We start from the raw sequence: 20,549 nt of genomic DNA on the forward strand, positions 1-20,549 counted from the left end.
TCCCTCTGTGGCTCTGTGTGAGGCGCGGTTCAGAAGCCGCTGCCGCCCCCGCCGCCGCTCCCCCCGCCACTCGACCCGCCGCCCCCCGAGCCGGAACCGGACGAGCTGGGGCTGGACGACATCGTGCTCCCGGCCGTGCTGGACATGGCGCTCATCCGCGACGAGAAATCGGTCGCGTGGAAGTGCCCGGTGCCAGTGCCGCGGTACCACTGCGGCGGCTCGCGGTAGATGTCCTCGAAGGCACGCGCCCAGCGTCCCTCCACGCCAAAGGCCATCGCGTAGGGAAGGTACCGCTCGAACATCTCCGGCGAGGTGATCATCCGCCGGTAGCGCTCGCTCTCCACGCGGCTCAGGAATTCGCGGAAGCCCAGCGCCGCCTCCCGCGCCCGCGCCCCCTCGGGCGTGCGCGCCGGCATGATGCGCGAGAAGATGAAGACGATGATGGCGCTCACCACCCCCCCAGCCGCGAGCGCGCCGGCCGATACCCAGGAGAGCGTCGAGTCGAAGGCGATGAAGGCGCCGAACACGGATACGATCAGCACCACGAACGACAGCCCCAGCCACAGGTTCTTGACCTTGTCCGGCCGGCGCAGGTAATAGCCGCGCTCCACCAGGCTCGCGTACAGCGCGTCGCGGATGCCAGGGAGCGACGTGTAGAATTTTTCGGAGAGATCGGAAAGCATCACCGATTCGCTGCCGCCGCGCGCGCGGCCGCGGCGCGGGCGATCCGGCTCGTCGCCGGAGGCGTGGGCGACGGCGCGCAGCTCTTCCCAGCTCTCCTCCGACTCCTCGGCGTTCTGGAAGAGCGCGGTGAGGTAGAGCCGCTCGTGCTCCGCCAGCTCGCCCCACTCGTCGCGCGGACGGCGCCGGTAGAACGTGTAGTCGGTGCTGGTGAAGAGCCCCATCAGCTTCTTCTCCGTCCGCTCCTCGATCCCGATGTAGCCGCGCACCGCCATGTCCACCAGCGTGGAGGTGATGTCGCGCATCTCGGCGGTGTGGTCGACCAGCGTCCCCACCTCGGCGGGGGGCATGGAGGCGGGCGGGTCGTACTGGACGACGATCGACTCTTCCCGCGGATCGCGCCCGCGCCGGCGCCATGCGCGGAAGCTGAGGCCGAACGCCAGGAGCGGGAGGGCGAGAGGCCACAGGCGCACTGTCTCCGCGGTACGGTGCGCGGAGTCGCTGGGGCGCGTGGTGACGAACCCCGGCGGCCAGCCGACCCCCACCGTCACTCCCTCGAACGGCGCCAGCGGGCGCGTCGAGGCGAACTCGACGCCGTTCTCCGTCACGCGCGACTCGCCGTGGGAGCCGGCGAGCTCGGTCCCCTCCGGCCCCGTGTACACCGCCACCTGCCGCGCCTGTGCACCGGCCGGGAGCACCACGCGGCCGTGCACGCGGTCGATCGGCATGTCCCACTGGCTGCCGGTCACGTTCCAGTACAGCTCGTCCATCGGCCCCGTCTTGCTTCCCTCGTAGAAGAAGCGGATGGCGTTGGACACGTGGTAGCGGATCACGATCTGCCGGTCCGCGTCGCGCGCGCCGGGGACGTAGATGCGCAGGCGCTTCGTCCAGCCGTCCTCCAGGTCCTCCTCTTCCACGTTCATCGGCTTGCCGTCGCCGTCGGTCACAGAGGTGACCTCCAAATCGAGCACCTCCTTGCGCCCCTCGCCGGTGACCTGGCGCAGCAGGACGTCGCGGTTCACGCCCTTCCACTGGCCGGTGAACCCGATGGTGAGCCGCTCGGTGACGTCCAGCCCCCCGTCGCGCCCCACCGTCAGGAGCGCGTCGAAGTCGCGGATGCGGATCGAGCGCTCCTGCGCGTGCAGCGGCGCCCCGAGGGCGAGGAGTATCGCCCCGAGCGCGAGCAGGCGGCGCATCAGAAGCGGACGGCGGGGGTTGCGCGCTCGGCCTCGGCGGCCTCAAAGAACTCGCGCTCCTGGAAGCCCATCGGCCCGGCGAGCAGGTTGGAGGGGAAGGTCTGCACGGCGGTGTTCAGGTCGCGCACCACGGCGTTGTAGTAGCGGCGCGAGTCGCTGATCCTGTCCTCGGTCTCGGCGAGCTGCGTCTGGAGGTCGAGGAAGTTGGCGGAGGCCTGCAGCTCCGGGTAGTCCTCCACGGCGACGGTGAGCCCCTGGAGCGCACTGCTCAGCGCCGCCTCGGCTGCGGCGCGCTCGGCGGGGCCGGCACCGCTCGCTGCGACGGCGCGCGCGCGTGCGGCGGTCACGGCCTCCAGCGTCCCCCGCTCGTGGACGGCGTACCCCTTCACCGTCTCCACCAGGTTCGGCACCAGGTCCGAGCGCCGCTTGAGCTGCACGTCGATGTCCGACCACGCGTTCTGCGCCGTCACGCGCAGCTTCACGAGCCGGTTGTACATCCCCACGATCATGAACGCGATCAGGACACCGACTGCGAGGACGATCAGGATGGTCATGCGAGGGCTCCGGGGGGCGGGTAGTGCGGCAGGATGACGCTCGGAGCGCAAGGTAGTGCCAGACGTGCCCGATGCACAGCTTCATCGACGCTTTGCGTGCCTGCGGGGGGATCAAAAAATCGGGAATAACCGTTATATTGTGGGATGATCTCTGTATCCAACCTCGAAAAATCGTTTGGCGACCGCGTCCTCTTCCAGGATGCCGCCTTTCAGCTGAACCCGGGCGAGCGCTACGGCATCGTGGGCGCCAACGGGTGCGGCAAGACCACGCTCCTCAGCATCCTCAGCGGCGACGCGGATGCCACCAAGGGCTCCGTTTCGATCCCCAGGTCGGCCCGGCTGGGCGTGCTGCGCCAGGACCAGTTCCTCTACGAGAGCGAATCGATCCTCAACGTCACGCTGATGGGGAACCCGGAGCTGTGGCGGGCGATGGTGGAGAAGGAAAAGGTGCTCGCCAACGCGCACGAGTACTTCGACGCGGACCGCTTCAGCGAGCTGGAAGACACGGTCATGCGCCTGGACGGCTACACCGCCGAGGCGCGCGCCGCCGTCATCCTGGAGGGGCTCGGCCTTCCCGCCGAGATCCACGACCAGCCGCTGTCGACGCTCTCCGGCGGCTTCAAGCTGCGGGTGCTCCTGGCGCAGGTGCTGGCCGGCAGCCCGGACGTCCTTCTGCTCGACGAGCCCACGAACCACCTGGACATCCTCTCCATCCGCTGGCTGGAGAAGTTCCTTCACGACTTCGAGGGCCCGGTCGCCGTGATCTCGCACGATCACCGCTTTCTGGACAACGTGGCCAGCTACATTCTGGACGTGGACTACCAGACGGTCACGCTGTACAGGGGGAACTACTCGGACTTCCTGGAGCAGAAGGTGGAGGACCGGGAGCGGAAGGAGAAGGAGATCGAGGGGCGGCAGAAGGAGATCGCCCATCACCAGAAGTTCGTGGACAAGTTCAAGGCCAAGGCGAGCAAGGCCCGGCAGGCGCAGAGCAAGGCCAAGATGATCGAGCGCAAGGTGGAGGAGATGGAGGAGCTTCCCGGCTCGTCACGCCGCTACCCCAAGTTCCGCTTCAACCAGCGGCGGGAGAGCGGCAAGGAAGTGCTGCGCATCAAGGGCGTGCGCAAGTCGTTCGGCGACAAGGAGGTCCTCCCCGGCGTGGACCTGGAGGTGCGCCGCGGCGACCGCATGGTGATCATGGGGCCCAACGGGATCGGCAAGTCCACGCTGCTCAAGATCGTGATGGGCGAGCTGGCTCCCGACCAGGGCGGGGTGGAGTGGGGGTACGAGGCGCAGCGCAGCTACTTCGCCCAGGACCACCACGAGCAGCTCGAAGACCAGGAGGGGACGGCCGAGCAGTGGCTGTGGGGCTTCTGCCCGGACAAGGACCGCGGCTTCGTGCGCGGCCACCTGGGGATGATGCTCTTCAGTGGCGACGACGGCGAGAAGCGGCTGAGCGCCCTCTCCGGCGGCGAGGCGGCGCGGCTGGTGTTCAGCAAGATCGCGCTGGAGCAGCCCAACGTCCTGGTGCTCGATGAGCCCACCAACCACCTGGACCTCGAGTCGATCGAGGCGCTGGTGGCGGGGCTGCAGAGCTACGAGGGCACGCTGATCCTGGTGAGCCACGACCGGTGGTTCGTGGCGCAGCTCGCCACGCGCGTGGTGGAGATCAGCCGCGCCGGCATCCGCGACTTCCTGGGCACCTACGAGGAGTACGTCCACTCCTGCGGCGACGACCACCTGGACGCCGACGCCGTGGTGCTCAAGGCGCGCCAGGAGGACCGCAAGGGGAAGCAAAAGGGCGAGAAGCGGGAGATGGCGGGGCGTTGAAGCCTGGTGGGGCGAGTGAACTCGCGGCAACAAAAGCACAAAGTCCGCCTGCGCGGACTCGGGGACAACCATCCGCCTTCGATCATCGCCGACGCGCCGCCAGTTGTAGGGGCGCGATCCATCGCGCCCACCCTCCGCCTTTCTCGACCCCTGCGGCGCCCACGCGATCCCGTAGGGGCAGCCCCGCGTGGCTGCCCGTGGGCTGGTACCGCGCGGAGGCCCGCTTCCAGGAGCGAATGAATTCGCCGCTGGAAATACACAGAGTCCGCCTGCGCGGACTCGGGGTCTAATCCCGCGTTTCACGAGCCGGCTTCAGCCGCCTTCCCGCCGTTCCAGCCGGGGGATTCATCCCCCGGTAATGCGGCGCCGGCCCTGGCCACCCCGCACCGATCCCGCTCCCCCCAGCCCGCGAAGGCAGGCTTCCCGCCGTTGTTGCAGCGGTTTCAACCGCCGGCCAGCACCGATTTCTCCGCCAGCACCGTCCTCTCCGCCACACCCGAGCTCTCTTCAGCCACCTCCGGCACCTCCTCCACCCGCCGCCGCCCCGCTGCGGCAAGGCCGGGGAGGTGGCGGGCGAACACGGAAAAGATCCCGCGCGATGCGTCCACGAGCACGCGGGTGACGTCGCGGGCGAGCAGGCCGAGGGCGAATGCGAGGTCGTGGCCCTCGCCGTCGGCGGGGCCGAGGGCGCGCAGGACGGCGGAGCGGTGCTTCATGAGGATGGGCCGCACGTAGCGCACCGGGTTGAAGCCCGGTACGTGGCGCGCACCCAGCCCTTCGATCAGCGCCACGGCGCGGCCGAAGTACGTCATCTCGCCCGTGAGCACCACCGGCCAGTCGTGCAGAAGGTGCATCACCTCGTCGGCCAGGGCGCGCTGCATCTCGCCGACGCCGGCGCCGCGCGCGGTCATCTCCAGCAGGAGCACGACCAGGCGGTGGATGGTCGCGCGGTCGGTGCCCGGCTCCACGATGCCGAGCGCAAAGAAGCCTTCCACCACCCGCTCCGCGTCGCCGCCGACCGCGGCGAGGGCGGTGTGGACGAGGTGGCGGCGCTGGACCGGATCGACCTCGATCACCATCCCGAAGTCGAGGAGGACGAGGGCGCCGTCCGCGCGCACCAGGAGGTTGCCGGGGTGCGGATCGGCGTGGAAGAGGCCGTCCACCAGCATCATCTGCACGTACGCCTCGACCACCGCGTCCACCAGCGCGGAGGGATCCACGAGCCCGGCGGCCACCAGCGGCTCGATGCGGTCCACGCGCGTCCCTTCCACGAACTCCAGCACCAGCGTCCGCCGGCTGACCATCCCCTCGATCACGCGCGGCACCACCACGCGCGGGTTGCGGGCGAAGCGCTCGCCGATGGCTTGCGCGTACGCGGCTTCCTTGCGGAAGTCCATCTCGTCCGCGATGCGCCGCTCGAACTCGTCCAGCGCCACGCGTATGCCGCGCAGCTGCGGGTGGGTCCAGCGGCGCTCGACCGCGTTCAGCACGCGGCGCACGAAGCGTACGTCGTGCTCCACCAGCGCTTCCACGCCGGGGCGCAGCACCTTGACCACCACGTCCTCGCCGCGGTGGCGGGCGCGGTACACCTGCCCCAGCGAGCCCGCGGCGATCGGCTCGCGGTCGAATTCCTCGAACACCTCGTCCACCGGCGCGCCGTACGCGGACACCAGCTCGCCCTCGATCTCGGCGAAGGGCACCCAGGGCACGCGGTCGGTGAGGTCGCCCAGCGCGCCGAGGTACGGCTCCGGCACCACGTCTGGCCGGGCGGCAAACACCTGGCCGATCTTGACGAAGGTGGGCCCGGCGCGCGGGATGGCGCGCGCGAGCCGCTCCGCGCGGCGCCGGTGGAACGCGGCTCTGCGGCGCACGGGCGCGCCCCACAGCAGCCATCGCCGGCGGTCGCGGGCGATGGAGAGCGCAAAGGGGAGAAGCTGGACGAGCAGAAAAAGGGTGCGCATCTGACCGGTGCGTGTGTGAAGCCTGCTTGAGGCGCTCTGTACCCGTGTGGGCGGGGACTGTTCGTGGGTGGGCTTCTACGGGATGGCCTCACACAGAGACACAGAGGAAAGGCAGGAAGAGCTTTCTCTGTGGCTCCGTGTCTCTGTGTGAGCCCGCTGTTGCAGTGCCGTTATCCTGTAAAGATCGGAACAGAGCGCTTATAATGATGGCCTGACGGTCTTCCGCACCGCCGTGTCGTTTCTCCGCCTTGCCCCGCGCCATGCACTGGCAGAACAACCCGTACTTTCTTCCTCTCCTGCTGTCGGCCGTGGTGTCCGGCACGCTGGCGGCGTACGCCATCCTGCACCGGCGGGCACGCGGCGCGCCCGGACTGGCCGCGGTGGGGATCTGCGCGGCGGTCTGGTCGCTGGCGTTCGCGCTGTACGCGTCGAGCACCGTTCCGTCGGTGCGCTGGTGGCTCATCATGGTGATCCACCTGGCCGCGGGAGCGATCCCCGTGGCATGGCTCGTGGTGGTGATGGTGCACACCGGGCGCGACCGGTGGCTGCGCAGCCGGGGGTTCCAGCTGGTGGTGGTGGCGGCGGCGGTGCCTCTGGTGCTCGCGCTGACCAACGGTCTCCACGGATGGTTCTTTCGCGAATTTGGCATCACGCGCTTCGAAGGGAGGGTGGTCAGCGCCATCCAGTACGGGCCCGCGTTCTGGGCGCACATGGCGGTGTCGTGGCTCATCCTCTCCGCCGCCGCCGTCCTGCTGGCGTGGCGCGCCCTTCGCCTGCCGGGCGGGCGGCGGGAGAGCGAGGTGGCGCTGCTGCTGGCGGTGTCGATTCCATGGGTGGGGAACGTGGTGCACTTCCTCCGGCCGGGCTTCTTCCCGGCCAACCCCATGCCCTTCCTCTTCACCGTCTCCGGCGTGATCCTGGGATGGGCGATCATGCGCCTGCGGCTGATCCGCGTGGTGCCCGTCGCCCGCGCCGCGCTGATCGAGGGGATGCGCGACGGCGTGGTGGTGCTGGACTGCGAAGGGACGGTGGTGGACCTGAACCCCTCCGCGCGCCGCATCCTGCGGGTGGAGGAGGGGCGCGGGGTGGGGGAGCCCGGACGCGAGGTGCTGGCGCCGCTGGGCCCGGCGGACGTGGCGTACGGGTCGCTGCGACGCGTGGCGATCGGCGGGCGCGTGTACCAGGTCTCCACCTCCTTCGTGGGCGAGGGGACCGGCGGCGCCGCGGGCGAGCTGGTGGTGCTGGCCGACGTCACGGAGCTGGCGCACAAGAGCTCCGAGCTGGAGGCCGTCTTCCGCGCCCTCCCCGACCTGTACTTCCGGCTGGACGCGGCGGGGCGCATCCTGGACCACCAGTCCGGCGACGGGGACAAGCTGTACACCAGCCCCGACGTCTTCACGGGACGGCGGCTGGAGGAGGTGCTCCCCGAGGCCGTCGCCGCGCCGGTGATGGAGCGGGTGCAGGAGGTAAGGCGCACCGGAACGCTGGCCACCCTGGAGTACTCGCTCCCGGTGGAGAGCGGGATGCGCGACTTCGAGGCGCGCTTCCTCCCCTTCGGCGAGGACCAGGTGGTCACCGTCGTGCGCGACGTGACTGACCGCAAGGGCGCCGAGCGTGCCCTGCAGCGCAGCGAGGAGCACTTCCGCGCGCTGATCGAGAACGGCTCCGACCTCATCTCCATCCTCGACGAAGAGGGGCGCTTCCGCTACAACTCGCCCTCGGTGAAGCGCATCCTGGGCTACGATCCGGAGAAGCTGGTGGGGCTGGGCGTGCTCCGCCTGATTCACCGCGACGACGTGCAGGGCGTGCGCGAGGCGCTGGAGGTGGTCGCGCGGCAGCCGGGGACGAGCCGCGGGGTGGAGTTCCGCTGCCGCGGCTCGGACGGCAAGTGGCGCGTGCTGGAGGGGGTGGGCCGCACCCTGAGCCCCGACTCCACGGAGGAGGGGATCGTCGTCAACTCGCGCGACATCACGCGGCGCATGACGGCCAACGAGGCGCTGCGGGCGAGCGAGGAGAGCTACCGGGGCCTATTCGACTCGCTTACCGAGCTGGTGTACGTGCAGGACCTGGAGGGGCGCTTCCTGAACGTCAACGCCGCCGTGCTGCGCACCTACGGCTACACGCGCGACGAGCTCATCGGCCAGACGCCCGCCATCCTCGCGGACCTGGAGCGCGTGGACCTGGAGGACACGGGCGCCCGCTTCGCGCGGGTGGTGGCGGGGGAGCCGCAGCGCTTCGACTGGTGGGGGCGGCGCAAGGACGGCAGCACCTTCCCCAAGGAGCTGGTGCTCACGCGTTCCACCTACTTCGGCCAGGATGCGGTGATCGCCGTCGCGCGCGACATCACCGAGCGCAAGCAGGCGGAGGAAGCGCTGCGCGAGGTGCAGGAGCAGCAGGAGGCGCTCCTCAACAACATCCCCGACCTGGCGTGGCTCAAGGACGCCAGCCACCGCGTGCTGGCCGTCAACGAGGCGGTGGCGCGCGCGGCCGGCGTCACGCGCGAGTTCTGCCTGGGGAAGACGGACTTCGAGATCTGGCCGCTCCCCGTGGCGCGCAAGATCCGCGAAGACGACGAGCGGGTGCTGCGCGAAGGGCGCCAGTTCGTGACCGAGGAAGGCTTCCCGCACCCCGACGGCACGGAGCATTTCCTGGAGACGGTGAAGCAGCCGTTCTTCGACCACGCGGGCCGCATCGCCGGCACCGTGGGGATCTCGCGCGACATCACCGAGCGCAAGCGCACGGAGCAGGCGCTGCAGCGCGCCAAGGAAGAGGCGGAGCGGGCCAACCGCGCCAAGAGCGAGTTCCTGAGCCGCATGAGCCACGAGCTGCGCACGCCCATGAACTCCATCCTGGGCTTCGGGCAGGTGCTGGCGCGCCATCCGCTGACCCCCGAGCAGCACAAGGGTGTCGACCACATCCTGCGCGCCGGGCGGCACCTCCTCAACCTGATCAACGAGGTGCTGGACATCGCCCGCATCGAGAGCGGGCGCCAGCCGCTGCTGCTGGAGCCGGTGCGCGCCGCGCAGGTGGTGACGGAGGCGCTCAGCCTGATCCGCCCCGTGGCCGTGCAGCACGGGTGCACGCTGGTGAACGACGTGCCCACGACCTCCCCCATCCAGATTCGCGCGGACCGGCAGCGGCTCACGCAGGTCCTCCTCAACCTCCTCTCGAACGCCGTCAAGTACAACCCCGGCGGCTCCGTGACCGTGGCGTGCGAGGTGGACGGCGAGCGGGTGCGCATCGCCGTGCGAGACACGGGGCAGGGGATCGCGCCGGAGAAGATGGACCAGCTATTCGTCCCCTTTGCGCGGCTGGGCGCGGAGGATTCCGGGGTGGAGGGGACGGGGCTGGGCCTCGCGCTCTCTCGCCCGCTGATCGAGGCGATGGGCGGGACGATCATGGCCGAGAGCGTGGTGGGGGAGGGCTCCACCTTCACGGTGGATCTCCCGCTGGCGCAGGCCCCGTCCGCCCCGGCCGAGCCCGCACCGCACACCACGCTCGATGCCCCCGCGGCGCGCGACGGCGCATCGCTGGCGAAGGTGCTGTACGTGGAGGACAACGTCGCCAACCTGAGCCTGATCGAAGCGATCCTCTCCGGGCGTCCGGAGATCACCCTCCTCTCGGCGCTCCAGGGCGGGCTGGGGGTGGACCTCGCGGCGGAGCACCGCCCCGACCTGATCCTCCTGGACCTCCACCTCCCCGACCTTCCCGGCGAGGAGGTGCTCCGCCGCCTGCGCGACGACCCGCGCACCCGCGAGATCCCGGTGATCGTGATCAGCGCGGACGCCACGCCCGCCACCGTGAAGCGGCTGCTGGAGAGCGGTGCGCGCGCCTACCTCACCAAGCCGCTCGACATCGACGAGTTCACCGAGGCCATCGACGAGGTGCTGGGCGCGGCACGGTAACGGCAACCGCATGGCTCACACAGAGACACAGAGGAAACGGAGAGGAACACAAAAGAGAGGTTCCTTTCCGTTTACCTCTCCTGAAACTCTGTGTCTCTGTGTGAAATCCACCCTGACTTCGTCGGAGAAGCTCGATGGACGGGCCGGACGAGACGCCCTGGGAGACGATGCGGGTCCGGGTGGCGGGGCTGCTGGAGGGGCACCCGCTCCTCGGCGACATCCCGTGCGCCCCGGCCGTGGAGGCGAACCGGCTCGGCGTGCGCCTGGTGTGCGGCGGGTGGATGGTTACCGTGGTGAGCCCGGACTGGTATCTCCCCCTCACCGAGGACCGCGCGCGGCTGATCGCGCTGAACCTGGCCGTGCAGGCGCGCGAGCGGTACGACGAAGAGGGGTGAGGGGACCGGGGGCTGGCCGCCGGGGGATGGTCGCCGGGGGCTGAAGCCCCCGGCTGGAACAACGGGAAGACCGCTGAAGCGGTCTCGCGAGCCGCACGCAACGGGCGAATCGAGGCAAACGCCCCTCCCCCAGGTAGTTATTGGGGGAGGGGCCGCGAGGTGACGAGCGGGGGAGGGGGCCCGCGCCCTGCCCCTACTCCCCCACCCCACCCGCGCGCACCACATCCACCAGCTCGCCGCGGGAGCCGATCTCCAGCTTGCGAAAGATGTTGGAGAGGTGCGTGGTGACGGTGCGCGGGGAGATGTCCAGCGTCTTTGCGATCGTCTTGTTGGACTTGCGCGCGGCTACCAGGCGCGCGATCTCGGCCTCGCGCGCGGTGAGGCCGGCGGCGCCGCTCGCCACTTCGCCGCGCGAGGGGGGGCGGGCGCCCAGCTCGCGGATCTGCTCGCGCGTCTTCGCCAGCTCGCGCTCCGCGCCCAGCCGCACGAAGAGTTCGTGGACGCCGCGCAGCTCCTGCAGCGCCTCGTCGGTGCGCCCGGAGTCGCGCAGGCGCGCGGCGAAGTGGCGCCGCAGCCGGGCCGCCGCCGGGATCACCGGCACCGACTCCAGCCGCTCGGCGGCGGCGCGCAGGCAGCGGATCCCCGCGTCGATGTCGCCGCGCAGCCAGACGAGGAAGGCGTCGCAGGCGTCCGCCCACGCCAGCCCCAGGCCGTGCCCCAGCCGCCCGGCGTCCTCGCGCAGCCGCGCGCCGATACGGGTGGCGCCCTCCACGTCGCCCATCGACAGGTACGCCTCCGCCATGATGGGGAGGACGCGGTGCATCGCCCACACCGTGTACCCCGTGCGGTCCGCCACGGCGAGGCCGCTCTCCCCCACGCGCACCGCTTCGGCGAAGTCGCCCGCCGCCATGTGGTACGCCGCCCGCCCGCAGTGCGCCGGCACGACGGTGTGCACGTCCAGCGGGTGCTCGGGATCGCCGGCGCCGGAGAGCTCCCACGCTTCGTCCACGTAGCGCCGCCCCCGTTCCAGGTCTCCGCGGCCCAGGTAGATGAGGCCCGTCCACACCAGCAGCCGCGCCAGGATGGTGCGCTGCCGCAGCGCGCGCGCGGTGGCGAGGGTGCGCTCCGCGAGGGCCAGCGCCGCGTCCCACTCGCCGGTGTTGGACATCAGCTCCACGGCCAGCTCCGCGGCGCGCACGCGGTGGATCGGCGAGTGGATCTCGTCCGCGACGCGCTGGCACTCGGCCACGTGGTGGCGGATGGCGGGGGCGTCGCCGGTGAGGCCGGCCAGCATCCCCATCCCCCAGTGCACCATGCAGCGCAGCCCCGGCTCGCTCTCCTCGCCCGCCAGCGCCAGCGCCCGCTCGCCGTGCGCGCGCGCGCGCCCCGGCGTTCCCGTCCAGGTGTGCAGCAGGAGGAGGACCAGGTGCACGCGCACCAGCAGCGGAGGCTCGCCCAGCCGCTCGGCGATGTCGAGCGCCTCCTCCACCTCTTCGCCCGCCTCGGCTGGGGACCCCATCTCCATGAAGCACTCCGCGCGCGCCAAACGCAGCCGCGCGCGCAGCCCCTCGTCGCCGGCACGGCGGGCGGATTCGAGGCCCGCGTCGAAGTGGCGCAGCGCCTCCGGATAGCGCCCGCCCCAGTAGCGGATCAGGCCGAGACGCCGCTCGGCGGCACCCACCCGCGCATCGTCACCCGCATCGGCGGCGGCGGCGCGGGCGCGAGTCCACAGGTCGATCGCCGCGTCGAAGTCGCCCAACCGCTGCCGCGCGCGGGCCAGGTCTTCCACCAAGCCCGCATCGGTGCCGTCGGACCGCTCCAGCGCGGCGCCGAGGTAGTCGGCGGCCTCGTGGTTGGCGTAGCGGGCCAGCGCCGCCCGCCCGGCCGCGGCCAGGTAGCGCACCGCCTTCTCCGCGTCGCGCGCGTGGGAGCGGACGAAGTGGTACGCGAGACGCCCCGCGTGCTCGGGCGTGTCCGCGCCGTGGAGCGCCTCCAGCGCCTCGGCCACGCGCGCGTGCAGGAGGCGCGCGCGCGCCAGGCCGAGCCCGCCATACAGCGTCTCGCGCAGCATGGGGTGGGTGAAGTCGTAGACGACGGCCGCGCCTTCCAGCCGCTCGTCCAGCACGCGCTGCCGGCGCAGCTCCTCAAGCGCCTCCACCAGCTCGGCGTCGCTGGCCTGCGACACCTCGCACAGCTCATCGTAGCGCGCGCCGGTGCCGATCACGGCCAGCAGCTCCGCCACCTCGCGCGTGGCGGGCGCCAGCGTGGCGACGCGCTCCATCACGGCCTCGCGGATGGAGCGCGGCAGCTCGATCCCTTCCAGCTCCGAGCCCCTCCAGCGCCCGTCCTGCAGCGCAAGCCGGCCGGACTTCACCAGCGTCTTGAGGATCTCTTCCAGGAAGAAGGGATTCCCCCGCGTCCACCCGTACAGCAGCTCCGCCAGCGCCTCGTCAGCCCCGAACAGCTCGCCCACCAGCGCGCCGGTCCCCTCGCGCGACAAGGGGACGACGGGATGCACGCGTGCGTTCCCCCGCGACTGCTCCAGCGCGCGCAGCCACGCGGCGCCCTGCGTGTCGTTGTACGATGCCAGCAGCGCGATCCGCTTGTCGCCCAGGTGGCGCGCGGCGAAGTGCAGCAGCTCCAGCGACGACGCGTCCGCCCACTGCAGGTCGTCGATCAGCAGGAGGAGGGGGCGGCGCGCGGCGAGCCTCCCCAGGAACTCGGTGAAGCTCCAGAGGAGGCGCGTCTTGAGCTCGGGCTGCGCTTCGGGGCCAGGGCGGTGCAGGGCGGGGATGAGCCAGGCCAGCTCCGTCTCCCCGCCGCGCGTGAGCGTCGCCAGCGCCTCGGGGGACAACGTGCGGACGATGGGGAGGAGGAGGTCCGCGACGGGGGCGTACGGGATGCCGGCCTCCACGGGGTAGGCGCGCCCCACGGCCACGCTCCACCCGCGCCGCTCCGCGTCCTCTGCGGCGGCGCGCAGGAGGCGGCTCTTTCCGATCCCGCTCTCGCCCGAGAACACCAGCATCCCGCCGCGCCCCGCATCCGCCGAATCCAGCAGCTCGCGCAGCATCGCGACCTCGGCTTCGCGGCCCACCAGGGGAAGGGAAGGGAGGGGTGAGGACATCGGGTTCGTGGTCAGAAGAGGCCGAGCTGGGGACCCGCCGGCTTCCTGAACGCCGCCGACGAAAGGGGTTCGAACGTCTCCGGGAGCCCCGCCTTGCGCCGCGCGACGCGAAAGAGCGACTCCAGGTGGTCCGCGTACACCCCCTCGCCCCTGGCGCGGGCGTGGAAGCGCGAGTCGTACAGCTCGCCGCCGCGCATCTCGCGGATGCGGTTCAGCACGCGGTCCTTGCGATCGGGATAATGGCGCTCCAGCCAGCCTGAGAAAAGCTCCTTGAGCCCATGCGGCAGCCGCAGCGCGACGTAGCTCGCGAAACTTGCCCCCGCGCGGGCGCTTTCCGCCAGGATCGCGGGGATCTCGTGGTCGTTGAGCCCGGGGATCACCGGCCCGATCAGCACCCCCGCCGGCACCCCCGCCTCCGCCAGCTTCGCGATCGCCTCCAGCCGCCGCGCGGGGGTGGATGCGCGCGGCTCCATCACCCGCTGCAGCTCCGCGTCGAGCGTGGTGATGGAGATGAAGACCTTGGCCGCGTCGTGCCGCGCGAGCTGCGCGTACAGATCGGCGTCGCGCGTGACGGTGTGGCTCTTGGTGATGACGGCGACCGGGTTGCGGAACTCGGCCAGCACCTCCACGCAGCGCCGGGTCAGCCCCAGCTTGCGCTCCACGGGCTGGTACGGATCGGTAACGCCGCTCAGCCCCACCGCGTCGCCCTTCCACCCGCGCGCGGAAAGCTCGCGGCGCAGGATCTCGGGCGCGTCCTCCTTCACCAGGATCTTCGTCTCGAAATCGAGCCCGGCGGAGAAGCCCAGGTACTCGTGCGTGGGGCGCGCGAAGCAGTACGCGCACCCGTGCTCGCAACCGCGGTACGGGTTGATGCCGTAGTCGAAGCTGACGTCCGGGCTGTCGTTTTTTACGATCAGCGTCTTCGCCGGGTCGCGCAGGAAGACGGTGCGCGGGCCGGGCTCGTCCGGATCGTACGCGTCCATGTCCGCCACCACTTCGATGCGCTCGAAGCGGTTCGGCGGGTTCTCGGCCGCGCCGCGGCCGCGGATCTGGATCGGTGCAGATGACACTCGCGCATGGGGTTGGGGTGCTTCCGGAGTACCCCTTTGCGCGCCGAAAGTGTCCGCGTGGCCCAGAGAACAGCAGAGAAAAGCGTCACACGGAGGGCACAGAGGGAACTACGAGGCGCAGAGAAAACCCTTGTCAGCGGGCCGCTCAGGAGGTGATGTGCAACGTGAAGCTTGCGCATTCCGCAGCGGCGGGTTACGATATGCAACGACGATGTTGCATATTGTGGATCGACTACCAACTGCGGAGACATGAACCGATGAGCATCGAAACAGAAGCAGCCGGGACAGGGACCAGCACGGACCGCATCGAAAAGGTGATGGAGCTTCGCGCGCCGCGCTCGCGCGTGTGGCGTGCGATCTCGACCGCGGAAGAGTTCGCGCAGTGGTTCCGGGTCAAGCTGGATGGGACGTTCGCGGAGGGGGCCACCGTCACGGGGGACGTCAGCCACGCGGACGGCCGGCATGCATGCGCGATTGAGATGCAGATCGAGCGCATGGAGCCGGAGGGGTACTTCTCGTATCGCTGGCACCCCTACCCGATGGACCCCACAGTGGACTACTCGTCCGAGCCCACCACGCTCGTCGAGTTCACGCTCCAGGAAACGGAGAGCGGCACCACCCTCACCATCGTGGAGTCCGGGTTCGACCAGATCCCGATCGCCCGCCGGGCCGAGGCGCTCCTCATGAACACGGGCGGGTGGGCCGGGCAGATGAAGAACCTCGCGCGCTATGTCGAGTAGCCGGGGCGCGGCGGCTCTTCAGATCACGGAAGCCGCGCCGGTGTTCGCCGCTCTGGGAGATGCGACCCGGCTTCGCCTCCTCGGACGCCTCTCCGCCGAGGGGTCGCTCTCCATCACGCGCCTCAGCGAGGGCACCGGAGTGACGCGCCAGGCGATTACCCGGCACCTCCACGCGCTGGGGGATGCGGGCCTGGTCCGCGATTCACGCCACGGGCGCGAGCGGATCTACGAGCTGGATCTGAGGCGCCTCGAAATCGCGAAACGCTACCTCGACCACGTCGCGACGCGGTGGGACGATGCCGCGGATCGACTGAGGGCGTTCGTCGAAGAAGAATGACGAGTGACGGCCGGCTGGGGCTGGACGCCCAGCCGGCCGTGCCCGTTGGACCGGCCGCAGGCTTCACTCCGGGACGGCGAGCTCCGCGATCCACAGCCCCTCGTACAGACGCACCCGTCCGAACGCGTCCGTGTCCAGCCGCGCCGTGAAGTGCTCACCATCCAGCAAGGCGCGATAGCGATAGACGCGCTCGGCCTCGCGGGTGTACGTCTGCTCGAGCGGCTCCAGGCGCACATCGGGGAACCGCAGCCAGGCACTGCGTACAGGCCTGGTTTCCCCGACCGCGAGTGCCAGGCGGCGGATTGGAAGCGTGTTGGTCGCGGGGGTGAACCCGAGGTCGACGTCCAGCGCGCCGTCGAGCTCCCGGAGCGGTGCGCCATCCTGTGACCACCGGCCATTGCCGTCGGCGGAGAGCGTGAGGTGGATCGCGCGGCCGCCGACCTCGCCCTCTACCAGGGCCGAGCGCGTTACCCATGACGCGTCGCAATCGATCCGATAGTGCAGCGATGCGGCGACACCCTCTTCCTCGGCCGCAACCTCCCCGGTCAGCCGCCAGCCCGCGGCTACGCGTGCCATGCGCGCCTCCTCGCGCCCCGGCACGTCGAGCCGGCGCCAGCGCATCAACGATTCGGCGGGGAAGGCGGGTAGGGTCACGTAGGCCGGATGAAAGCGTTCGGATGTGCACCATTGAAGGTATCCCGAGTCGAACCGGGCGTGCCACGGCCTCGGTATCAGCGGCCAAACACCAGGTTCAGCCCCAGGTGGACCGTGTCATCCCCGCGAGGTCACCCAGCGACTTTCCGCGGTACCGCTGCCGGTCGATGTGGATGCGCGCGGCTCCATCACCCGCTTCGTCTGGATCGTACGCGTCCAGGTCCGCCACCACTTCGATGCGCTCGAAGCGGTTAGGCGGGTTCTTGGCCGCGCCTCGGCCGCGGATCTGGATCGGTGCAGATGACACTCGCGCATGGGGGTTTGGGTGCTTCCGGAGTACCCCGGGAGCGCCAGGTCGGCGGCACCCCTTGTTGCCCTTCGCTCCGCCGTTACATATTCCACTTCCCGCCCGTTACCGCGCGCTTCACCGGACGACACGCCACTTCATCGATTAACCAGAGCCGAGCCGCCAGTGCGCGGCCCTCGCGCTCGCCGCGAACGTGTTACACCGTCCTCTGCCCAGCGTAGCAGCCGTTCTCCGGGATGTCCGAAACCCGGTGGGGGGCGCGTACGGAACGACAATGAAGTGGTCGGGCAGGACCCGAGCGACGCACGCCCGCCCCCAACCGGCCAAGGCGGTTTCAATCAGCCAAGCTGACCGACGACCTGAACAAAATGAAGGAGGATTTTCGATGCCGGATGCGGACCGCACGCGAGAGATGGAGGAGCGGATTGAAGGGTGGCTCGGGGACGAAAGAACCCGTGCGGCACTCCTTCTGGAGCTCGCGCCGTCGGTTCCCGAGAAGCTTGTGCGAGACTTCGTTCGTTTCGCGCGGGAGATAGAAGAACCGCTTTCCCGTTTCCTGATACTCCAGGCGCTGTCCGAAAGAGCATCCGGATCTCTTCGGGAGGAGGTTCGGCGAGAAGCGGGTCGTGCGGCGGAAGCGGTCCCGGATGCAGAGCAGCGGACCGCGGCAATGCTGCACCTCCACGAAAAGGGGAGAGTTCCGCTCGGTGCGGTTCTGGAAACCATCGATGAATCCCGGATCATCGCCGACCCGCTCCTTCGCGCGCGCGCGCTTGCCGGCGTCACACAGAATCTGCTTCGCGACCCCAAAGGGTTCCAGGGTGCGGACGCACTGCGCACGTTCGAGGCGCTTTCTCGGCAGTTGGAGGTCCCGGCTCACGACCGGGGGTATCCGGGGACGCGAGAAGCGCTGGCCCAGGTCACGGGCGACTTCCTGCGCGGGATTGCCGGCAGACTGACGGCCCGGGAGCAGTGGGCCGCGCTCCAAACCGCACGCACGATCGGTGATGAGAATCTAAGAGCGAGCACACTGGTGACGATGGCGCCCCTCCTGCGTGACGAGTTACGCACGGAAGGTGTGATGGCCGCGCGGGAGTTGGTCGGGGAAGAGGCCCGCGCCCGTGCGCTCATCGGGTTCGTGCCCGAGCTGGGACAGGCCCCGGGGCTTCAGGTTGGGGTAGCCCGTGAGGCGCTCGGCCTTGCCCACTCCATTCGGCACTGGCAATCCCAGGCGGCCGGGTTCCGCAGGTTGAATCAAGGGATCCCGGATGCGGCCGTGGAGGACGCTCTGTCCGCGGAACTCGCCCTCCGGGGCGCAGGCGTGAAGTCGCGAGCGCTGGCCTCTCTTGCGCCACGACTCGAACTCGACCAGCTAGATCAGGTTGCCGGGGCGGCCGTGGATCTGCCGCACAGCTGGGGAAAGGTGCACCTGCTGGAGTCGGCTCGCGACCGCGCGGGTTCCCTCTTGGAGCCGCGCGCCCGCCGGCTCGCGCGGGAACTGGAGGACCGGCTGCAGGAGATCCACTGGTCACCTTCAGCCGGTTATGCCGCATACGGCACCGGCATGGCGCAGCGCGCCAGGAGCACGGGAGCCGCCCTGTACGATGTATTGGCGCTTCGCCCAAGGTCCTTTGCAGCACACGACGCGGAAATTGCCTCGTTCGTCCGGTGGAACCCGGAAGCGGCGGCTGACATTCTGGTGCGGCGACTACGAGGGGAGCCGCCGATGCCAGCCTCCCCGGCTTATCCCCGCGAGAGCTCGGCGGCGCGGCGCGTAGACATCGGGATTGAGCGGTTGGGTGGCCGGGATGTCTTCGAAGGCATCGACCCCGAACAGGCCCTGCAGCCCGGACAGGCGTACCGGCTACGCGTGCACGTGGGCACCCCCTTGCCCGCAAGCCTGGTGGTAGGAGAGGTGCCGCCGATCGACGGCCTGCTTCCCGCCCCTGATGACGGGCGTGGGCACGAACTGGACGTTGTCGTTTTCCCCAAGACGTTCCAGTTGCGCTCCCCGGCGGTACAGCCCCTGCGGCTCCCCCTGCGCGGAAGCTCGGCCCCGGTGTTCTTCACTGTGAATGCACCCGAGAAACCCGGACGCGCGGAGATGCGGATCGCGGTATACCACCGCGGGCACATGGTTCAATCGTTCCTGCTCACGGCTCCCGTGGGCGAGTTCGCGACCAAGAGGGACAGGGTGCAGGTGCGGCTCGACTTTGCCGCGACGGAGCAACTGGTCACGGAAGAGATCGAGATGCTGGGTGAGCGTGCGCTCTCCGTGGGCGTGAACCAGGACGCCGGGGGGTCGCATACCTTCATGGTCAAGCGGGGCGGCACGGCCGAGGGATTCACTCTGGACGAGACTTTGGTCAGCCGCCATGTGGGCGAATTTCGCAAGCTGCTCGAGGACGCGACCTTCGTTCCACCCATCACACCCGGACAGGAGAAGCCGCGGTTCAACAGCTATCCTGATCCGGGTGCCGAGACCGATCCGGTGTTCCACGGCTATGTACGCCTGCTGGCGGACTTCGGCCGGAATCTGTACGACATGCTGCAAGGCAAGCTCTCCGACGCCGGGCACGAGGAAGTGCGGTCGCTGGCGGAAGTGAGCGACAAGGTGATCCAGGTGGTCCGCCACGACGCGAACATGGCGTTTCCGTGGGGAATCATCTACGACTATCCGCTGGATTCCGCCCTGGTCGGGGCCCCAACCCGCCCCGTCTGCCTGGGGAGCCCGCTCCCGGAGCTCGGTGCAGCGCCGGCTTCCACGCGCAAGTGGGGCTGCCCCCATAATCCCGGGCACGACGTCTACTGCATCGAAGGCTTCTGGGGAGTGCGCCACCGCATCGAGCAGCGCATCGGCAGGACGGCGGGCGTGGAGACGGTGGTGCGGCGGCCCGCGGGACGTCCGGGGGTGATGCTCGCCACCGGCATCGAGGACGAGAATGCAAATGAACTCGCCAAGCAGCTGGGTGATGACCTCGGTGCGGAGCTCGCGCTGCTGCGCAAGGACGACGATCTTTTGGATCTGCTCTGGGATCCCGCTCGCCGCCCCGCCGTGCTCGTGGTGCTCGGCCACCTGGAGACCGGTCATATCCAGGGCGAGCCGCCGGGCCCGCGGATCGTGCTCCTTCCGAAGAGCACGTGGCCCCCACCCGCCGCGGTCCCCAAGCGGCACTGGCTGATGCCGCCCGCGGTCACGGGAATGACGCAGGAGCGCGGGCGATGGAAGGACGACCCGCGGACGCTGGTTCTGCTGATGGCCTGCTGTTCCGCCGCCACCGAGGTAGGCACGCTCAACGACCTGGTGACCAGTCTCACGCCGTTGGGAGTGGGGGCCGTGGTAGGGACGGAGACTCCCGTATTCACGCGCCTCGCCGCGCGTTTTGCGGCCGAGGTCACGCTCTCTTTGTGGAACGACAGCCGACGCACACTGGGCGAAGCGGTGCAGGGGTTCAACCGCGCCCTAATCCGCTCCGGCAATCCGCTGGCTTTTGCTTTCACCTGTATCGGCAATGCAGACCTCACCCTCTCGCCCTGAGTCCCCATGCGCGTCCCGCCTTGCAGGCTCTCCACTCTCCGCCGCGCCCTAATCCCCTGTTGTCTCCTTGCCCCGTTCGGGGTTCCCCTCGCCGGGGAGGCGCAGTGGCTCGCTCTGCCTCGCGGGGCGGAGTACCGTCTCCCGGCCGCCGGAGCTGGCACGACGCTGCGCATCCCCGTACGCTTGTCGGTGGGGGTGGCCTGGCCCCGCGTGGCCATTGTGGTGACGGACGTACACCGCGACGGACGCGGCGAGGA

Annotated in this window: 13 protein-coding genes; 6 read left to right on the plus strand and 7 right to left on the minus strand. The window is 70.0% G+C overall.

Annotation, left to right across the window (positions count from 1 at the left end):
* Positions 1–29: 29 nt before the first annotated feature.
* Positions 30–1,877 (minus strand): DUF2207 domain-containing protein, encoded by a 1,848-nt coding sequence (locus tag VF584_06000; protein HEX8209721.1) that lies wholly within the window; start codon positions 1,875–1,877, stop codon positions 30–32.
* On the minus strand, positions 1,877–2,431 hold the full coding sequence (locus VF584_06005; GenBank protein ID HEX8209722.1) for a LemA family protein: 555 nt from the start codon (positions 2,429–2,431) through the stop codon (positions 1,877–1,879). The genes VF584_06000 and VF584_06005 overlap by 1 nt, the downstream gene beginning before the upstream one ends.
* A 144-nt stretch (positions 2,432–2,575) precedes the next feature.
* Between VF584_06005 and VF584_06010 the strand changes: the two genes are divergently transcribed.
* A complete protein-coding gene (locus VF584_06010; protein ID HEX8209723.1) occupies positions 2,576–4,261 on the plus strand; it encodes an ABC-F family ATP-binding cassette domain-containing protein in 1,686 nt (561 codons plus the stop codon).
* A 443-nt stretch (positions 4,262–4,704) separates the two neighbouring features.
* Here VF584_06010 and VF584_06015 read toward each other — a convergent pair whose 3' ends face one another.
* Positions 4,705–6,222 (minus strand): AarF/UbiB family protein, encoded by a 1,518-nt coding sequence (locus VF584_06015; protein ID HEX8209724.1) that lies wholly within the window; start codon positions 6,220–6,222, stop codon positions 4,705–4,707.
* Between the two features lie 248 nt (positions 6,223–6,470).
* Between VF584_06015 and VF584_06020 the strand changes: the two genes are divergently transcribed.
* Entirely contained in the window at positions 6,471–10,127 is a 3,657-nt protein-coding gene (locus VF584_06020) for a PAS domain S-box protein (protein HEX8209725.1), read from the plus strand.
* Positions 10,128–10,261: 134 nt separating this feature from the next.
* On the plus strand, positions 10,262–10,522 hold the full coding sequence (locus VF584_06025) for a hypothetical protein (protein HEX8209726.1): 261 nt from the start codon (positions 10,262–10,264) through the stop codon (positions 10,520–10,522).
* A gap of 193 nt (positions 10,523–10,715) precedes the next feature.
* Here VF584_06025 and VF584_06030 read toward each other — a convergent pair whose 3' ends face one another.
* A complete protein-coding gene (locus VF584_06030) occupies positions 10,716–13,646 on the minus strand; it encodes an AAA family ATPase (GenBank protein HEX8209727.1) in 2,931 nt (976 codons plus the stop codon).
* A gap of 11 nt (positions 13,647–13,657) precedes the next feature.
* Entirely contained in the window at positions 13,658–14,716 is a 1,059-nt protein-coding gene (locus VF584_06035; GenBank protein HEX8209728.1) for a PA0069 family radical SAM protein, read from the minus strand.
* A 257-nt stretch (positions 14,717–14,973) separates the two neighbouring features.
* On the opposite strand from VF584_06035, the gene VF584_06040 reads away from it, so the two are divergent.
* Together VF584_06040 and VF584_06045 are read left to right on the plus strand one after the other, a co-directional pair.
* Entirely contained in the window at positions 14,974–15,456 is a 483-nt protein-coding gene (locus VF584_06040; protein ID HEX8209729.1) for an SRPBCC family protein, read from the plus strand.
* Complete coding sequence (locus VF584_06045) at positions 15,446–15,793, plus strand: metalloregulator ArsR/SmtB family transcription factor (GenBank protein ID HEX8209730.1); 348 nt, start codon at positions 15,446–15,448, stop codon at positions 15,791–15,793. The genes VF584_06040 and VF584_06045 overlap by 11 nt, the downstream gene beginning before the upstream one ends.
* A gap of 63 nt (positions 15,794–15,856) precedes the next feature.
* Here VF584_06045 and VF584_06050 read toward each other — a convergent pair whose 3' ends face one another.
* Complete coding sequence (locus tag VF584_06050) at positions 15,857–16,414, minus strand: putative glycolipid-binding domain-containing protein (GenBank protein HEX8209731.1); 558 nt, start codon at positions 16,412–16,414, stop codon at positions 15,857–15,859.
* Positions 16,415–16,544: 130 nt separating this feature from the next.
* Positions 16,545–16,754 (minus strand): hypothetical protein, encoded by a 210-nt coding sequence (locus tag VF584_06055; protein ID HEX8209732.1) that lies wholly within the window; start codon positions 16,752–16,754, stop codon positions 16,545–16,547.
* 385 nt (positions 16,755–17,139) lie between these two features.
* Here VF584_06055 and VF584_06060 point away from each other — a divergent pair, with 385 nt between their 5' ends.
* On the plus strand, positions 17,140–20,292 hold the full coding sequence (locus VF584_06060) for a hypothetical protein (GenBank protein ID HEX8209733.1): 3,153 nt from the start codon (positions 17,140–17,142) through the stop codon (positions 20,290–20,292).
* Positions 20,293–20,549: the final 257 nt, after the last annotated feature.

The sequence above is a fragment of the Longimicrobium sp. genome (assembly GCA_036389135.1).
In the GTDB taxonomy this organism is placed as follows: domain Bacteria; phylum Gemmatimonadota; class Gemmatimonadetes; order Longimicrobiales; family Longimicrobiaceae; genus Longimicrobium.

Coding starts and splice junctions, on each gene's coding strand:
- VF584_06000 (HEX8209721.1), bottom strand. CDS start 1,877: ATGCGCCGCCTGCTCGCGCTCGGGGCGATACTCCTCGCCCTCGGGGCG.
- VF584_06010 (HEX8209723.1), top strand. CDS start 2,576: ATGATCTCTGTATCCAACCTCGAAAAATCGTTTGGCGACCGCGTCCTC.
- VF584_06060 (HEX8209733.1), top strand. CDS start 17,140: ATGCCGGATGCGGACCGCACGCGAGAGATGGAGGAGCGGATTGAAGGG.
- VF584_06005 (HEX8209722.1), bottom strand. CDS start 2,431: ATGACCATCCTGATCGTCCTCGCAGTCGGTGTCCTGATCGCGTTCATG.
- VF584_06045 (HEX8209730.1), top strand. CDS start 15,446: ATGTCGAGTAGCCGGGGCGCGGCGGCTCTTCAGATCACGGAAGCCGCG.
- VF584_06030 (HEX8209727.1), bottom strand. CDS start 13,646: ATGTCCTCACCCCTCCCTTCCCTTCCCCTGGTGGGCCGCGAAGCCGAG.
- VF584_06050 (HEX8209731.1), bottom strand. CDS start 16,414: ATGCGCTGGCGCCGGCTCGACGTGCCGGGGCGCGAGGAGGCGCGCATG.
- VF584_06015 (HEX8209724.1), bottom strand. CDS start 6,222: ATGCGCACCCTTTTTCTGCTCGTCCAGCTTCTCCCCTTTGCGCTCTCC.
- VF584_06025 (HEX8209726.1), top strand. CDS start 10,262: ATGGACGGGCCGGACGAGACGCCCTGGGAGACGATGCGGGTCCGGGTG.
- VF584_06040 (HEX8209729.1), top strand. CDS start 14,974: ATGAGCATCGAAACAGAAGCAGCCGGGACAGGGACCAGCACGGACCGC.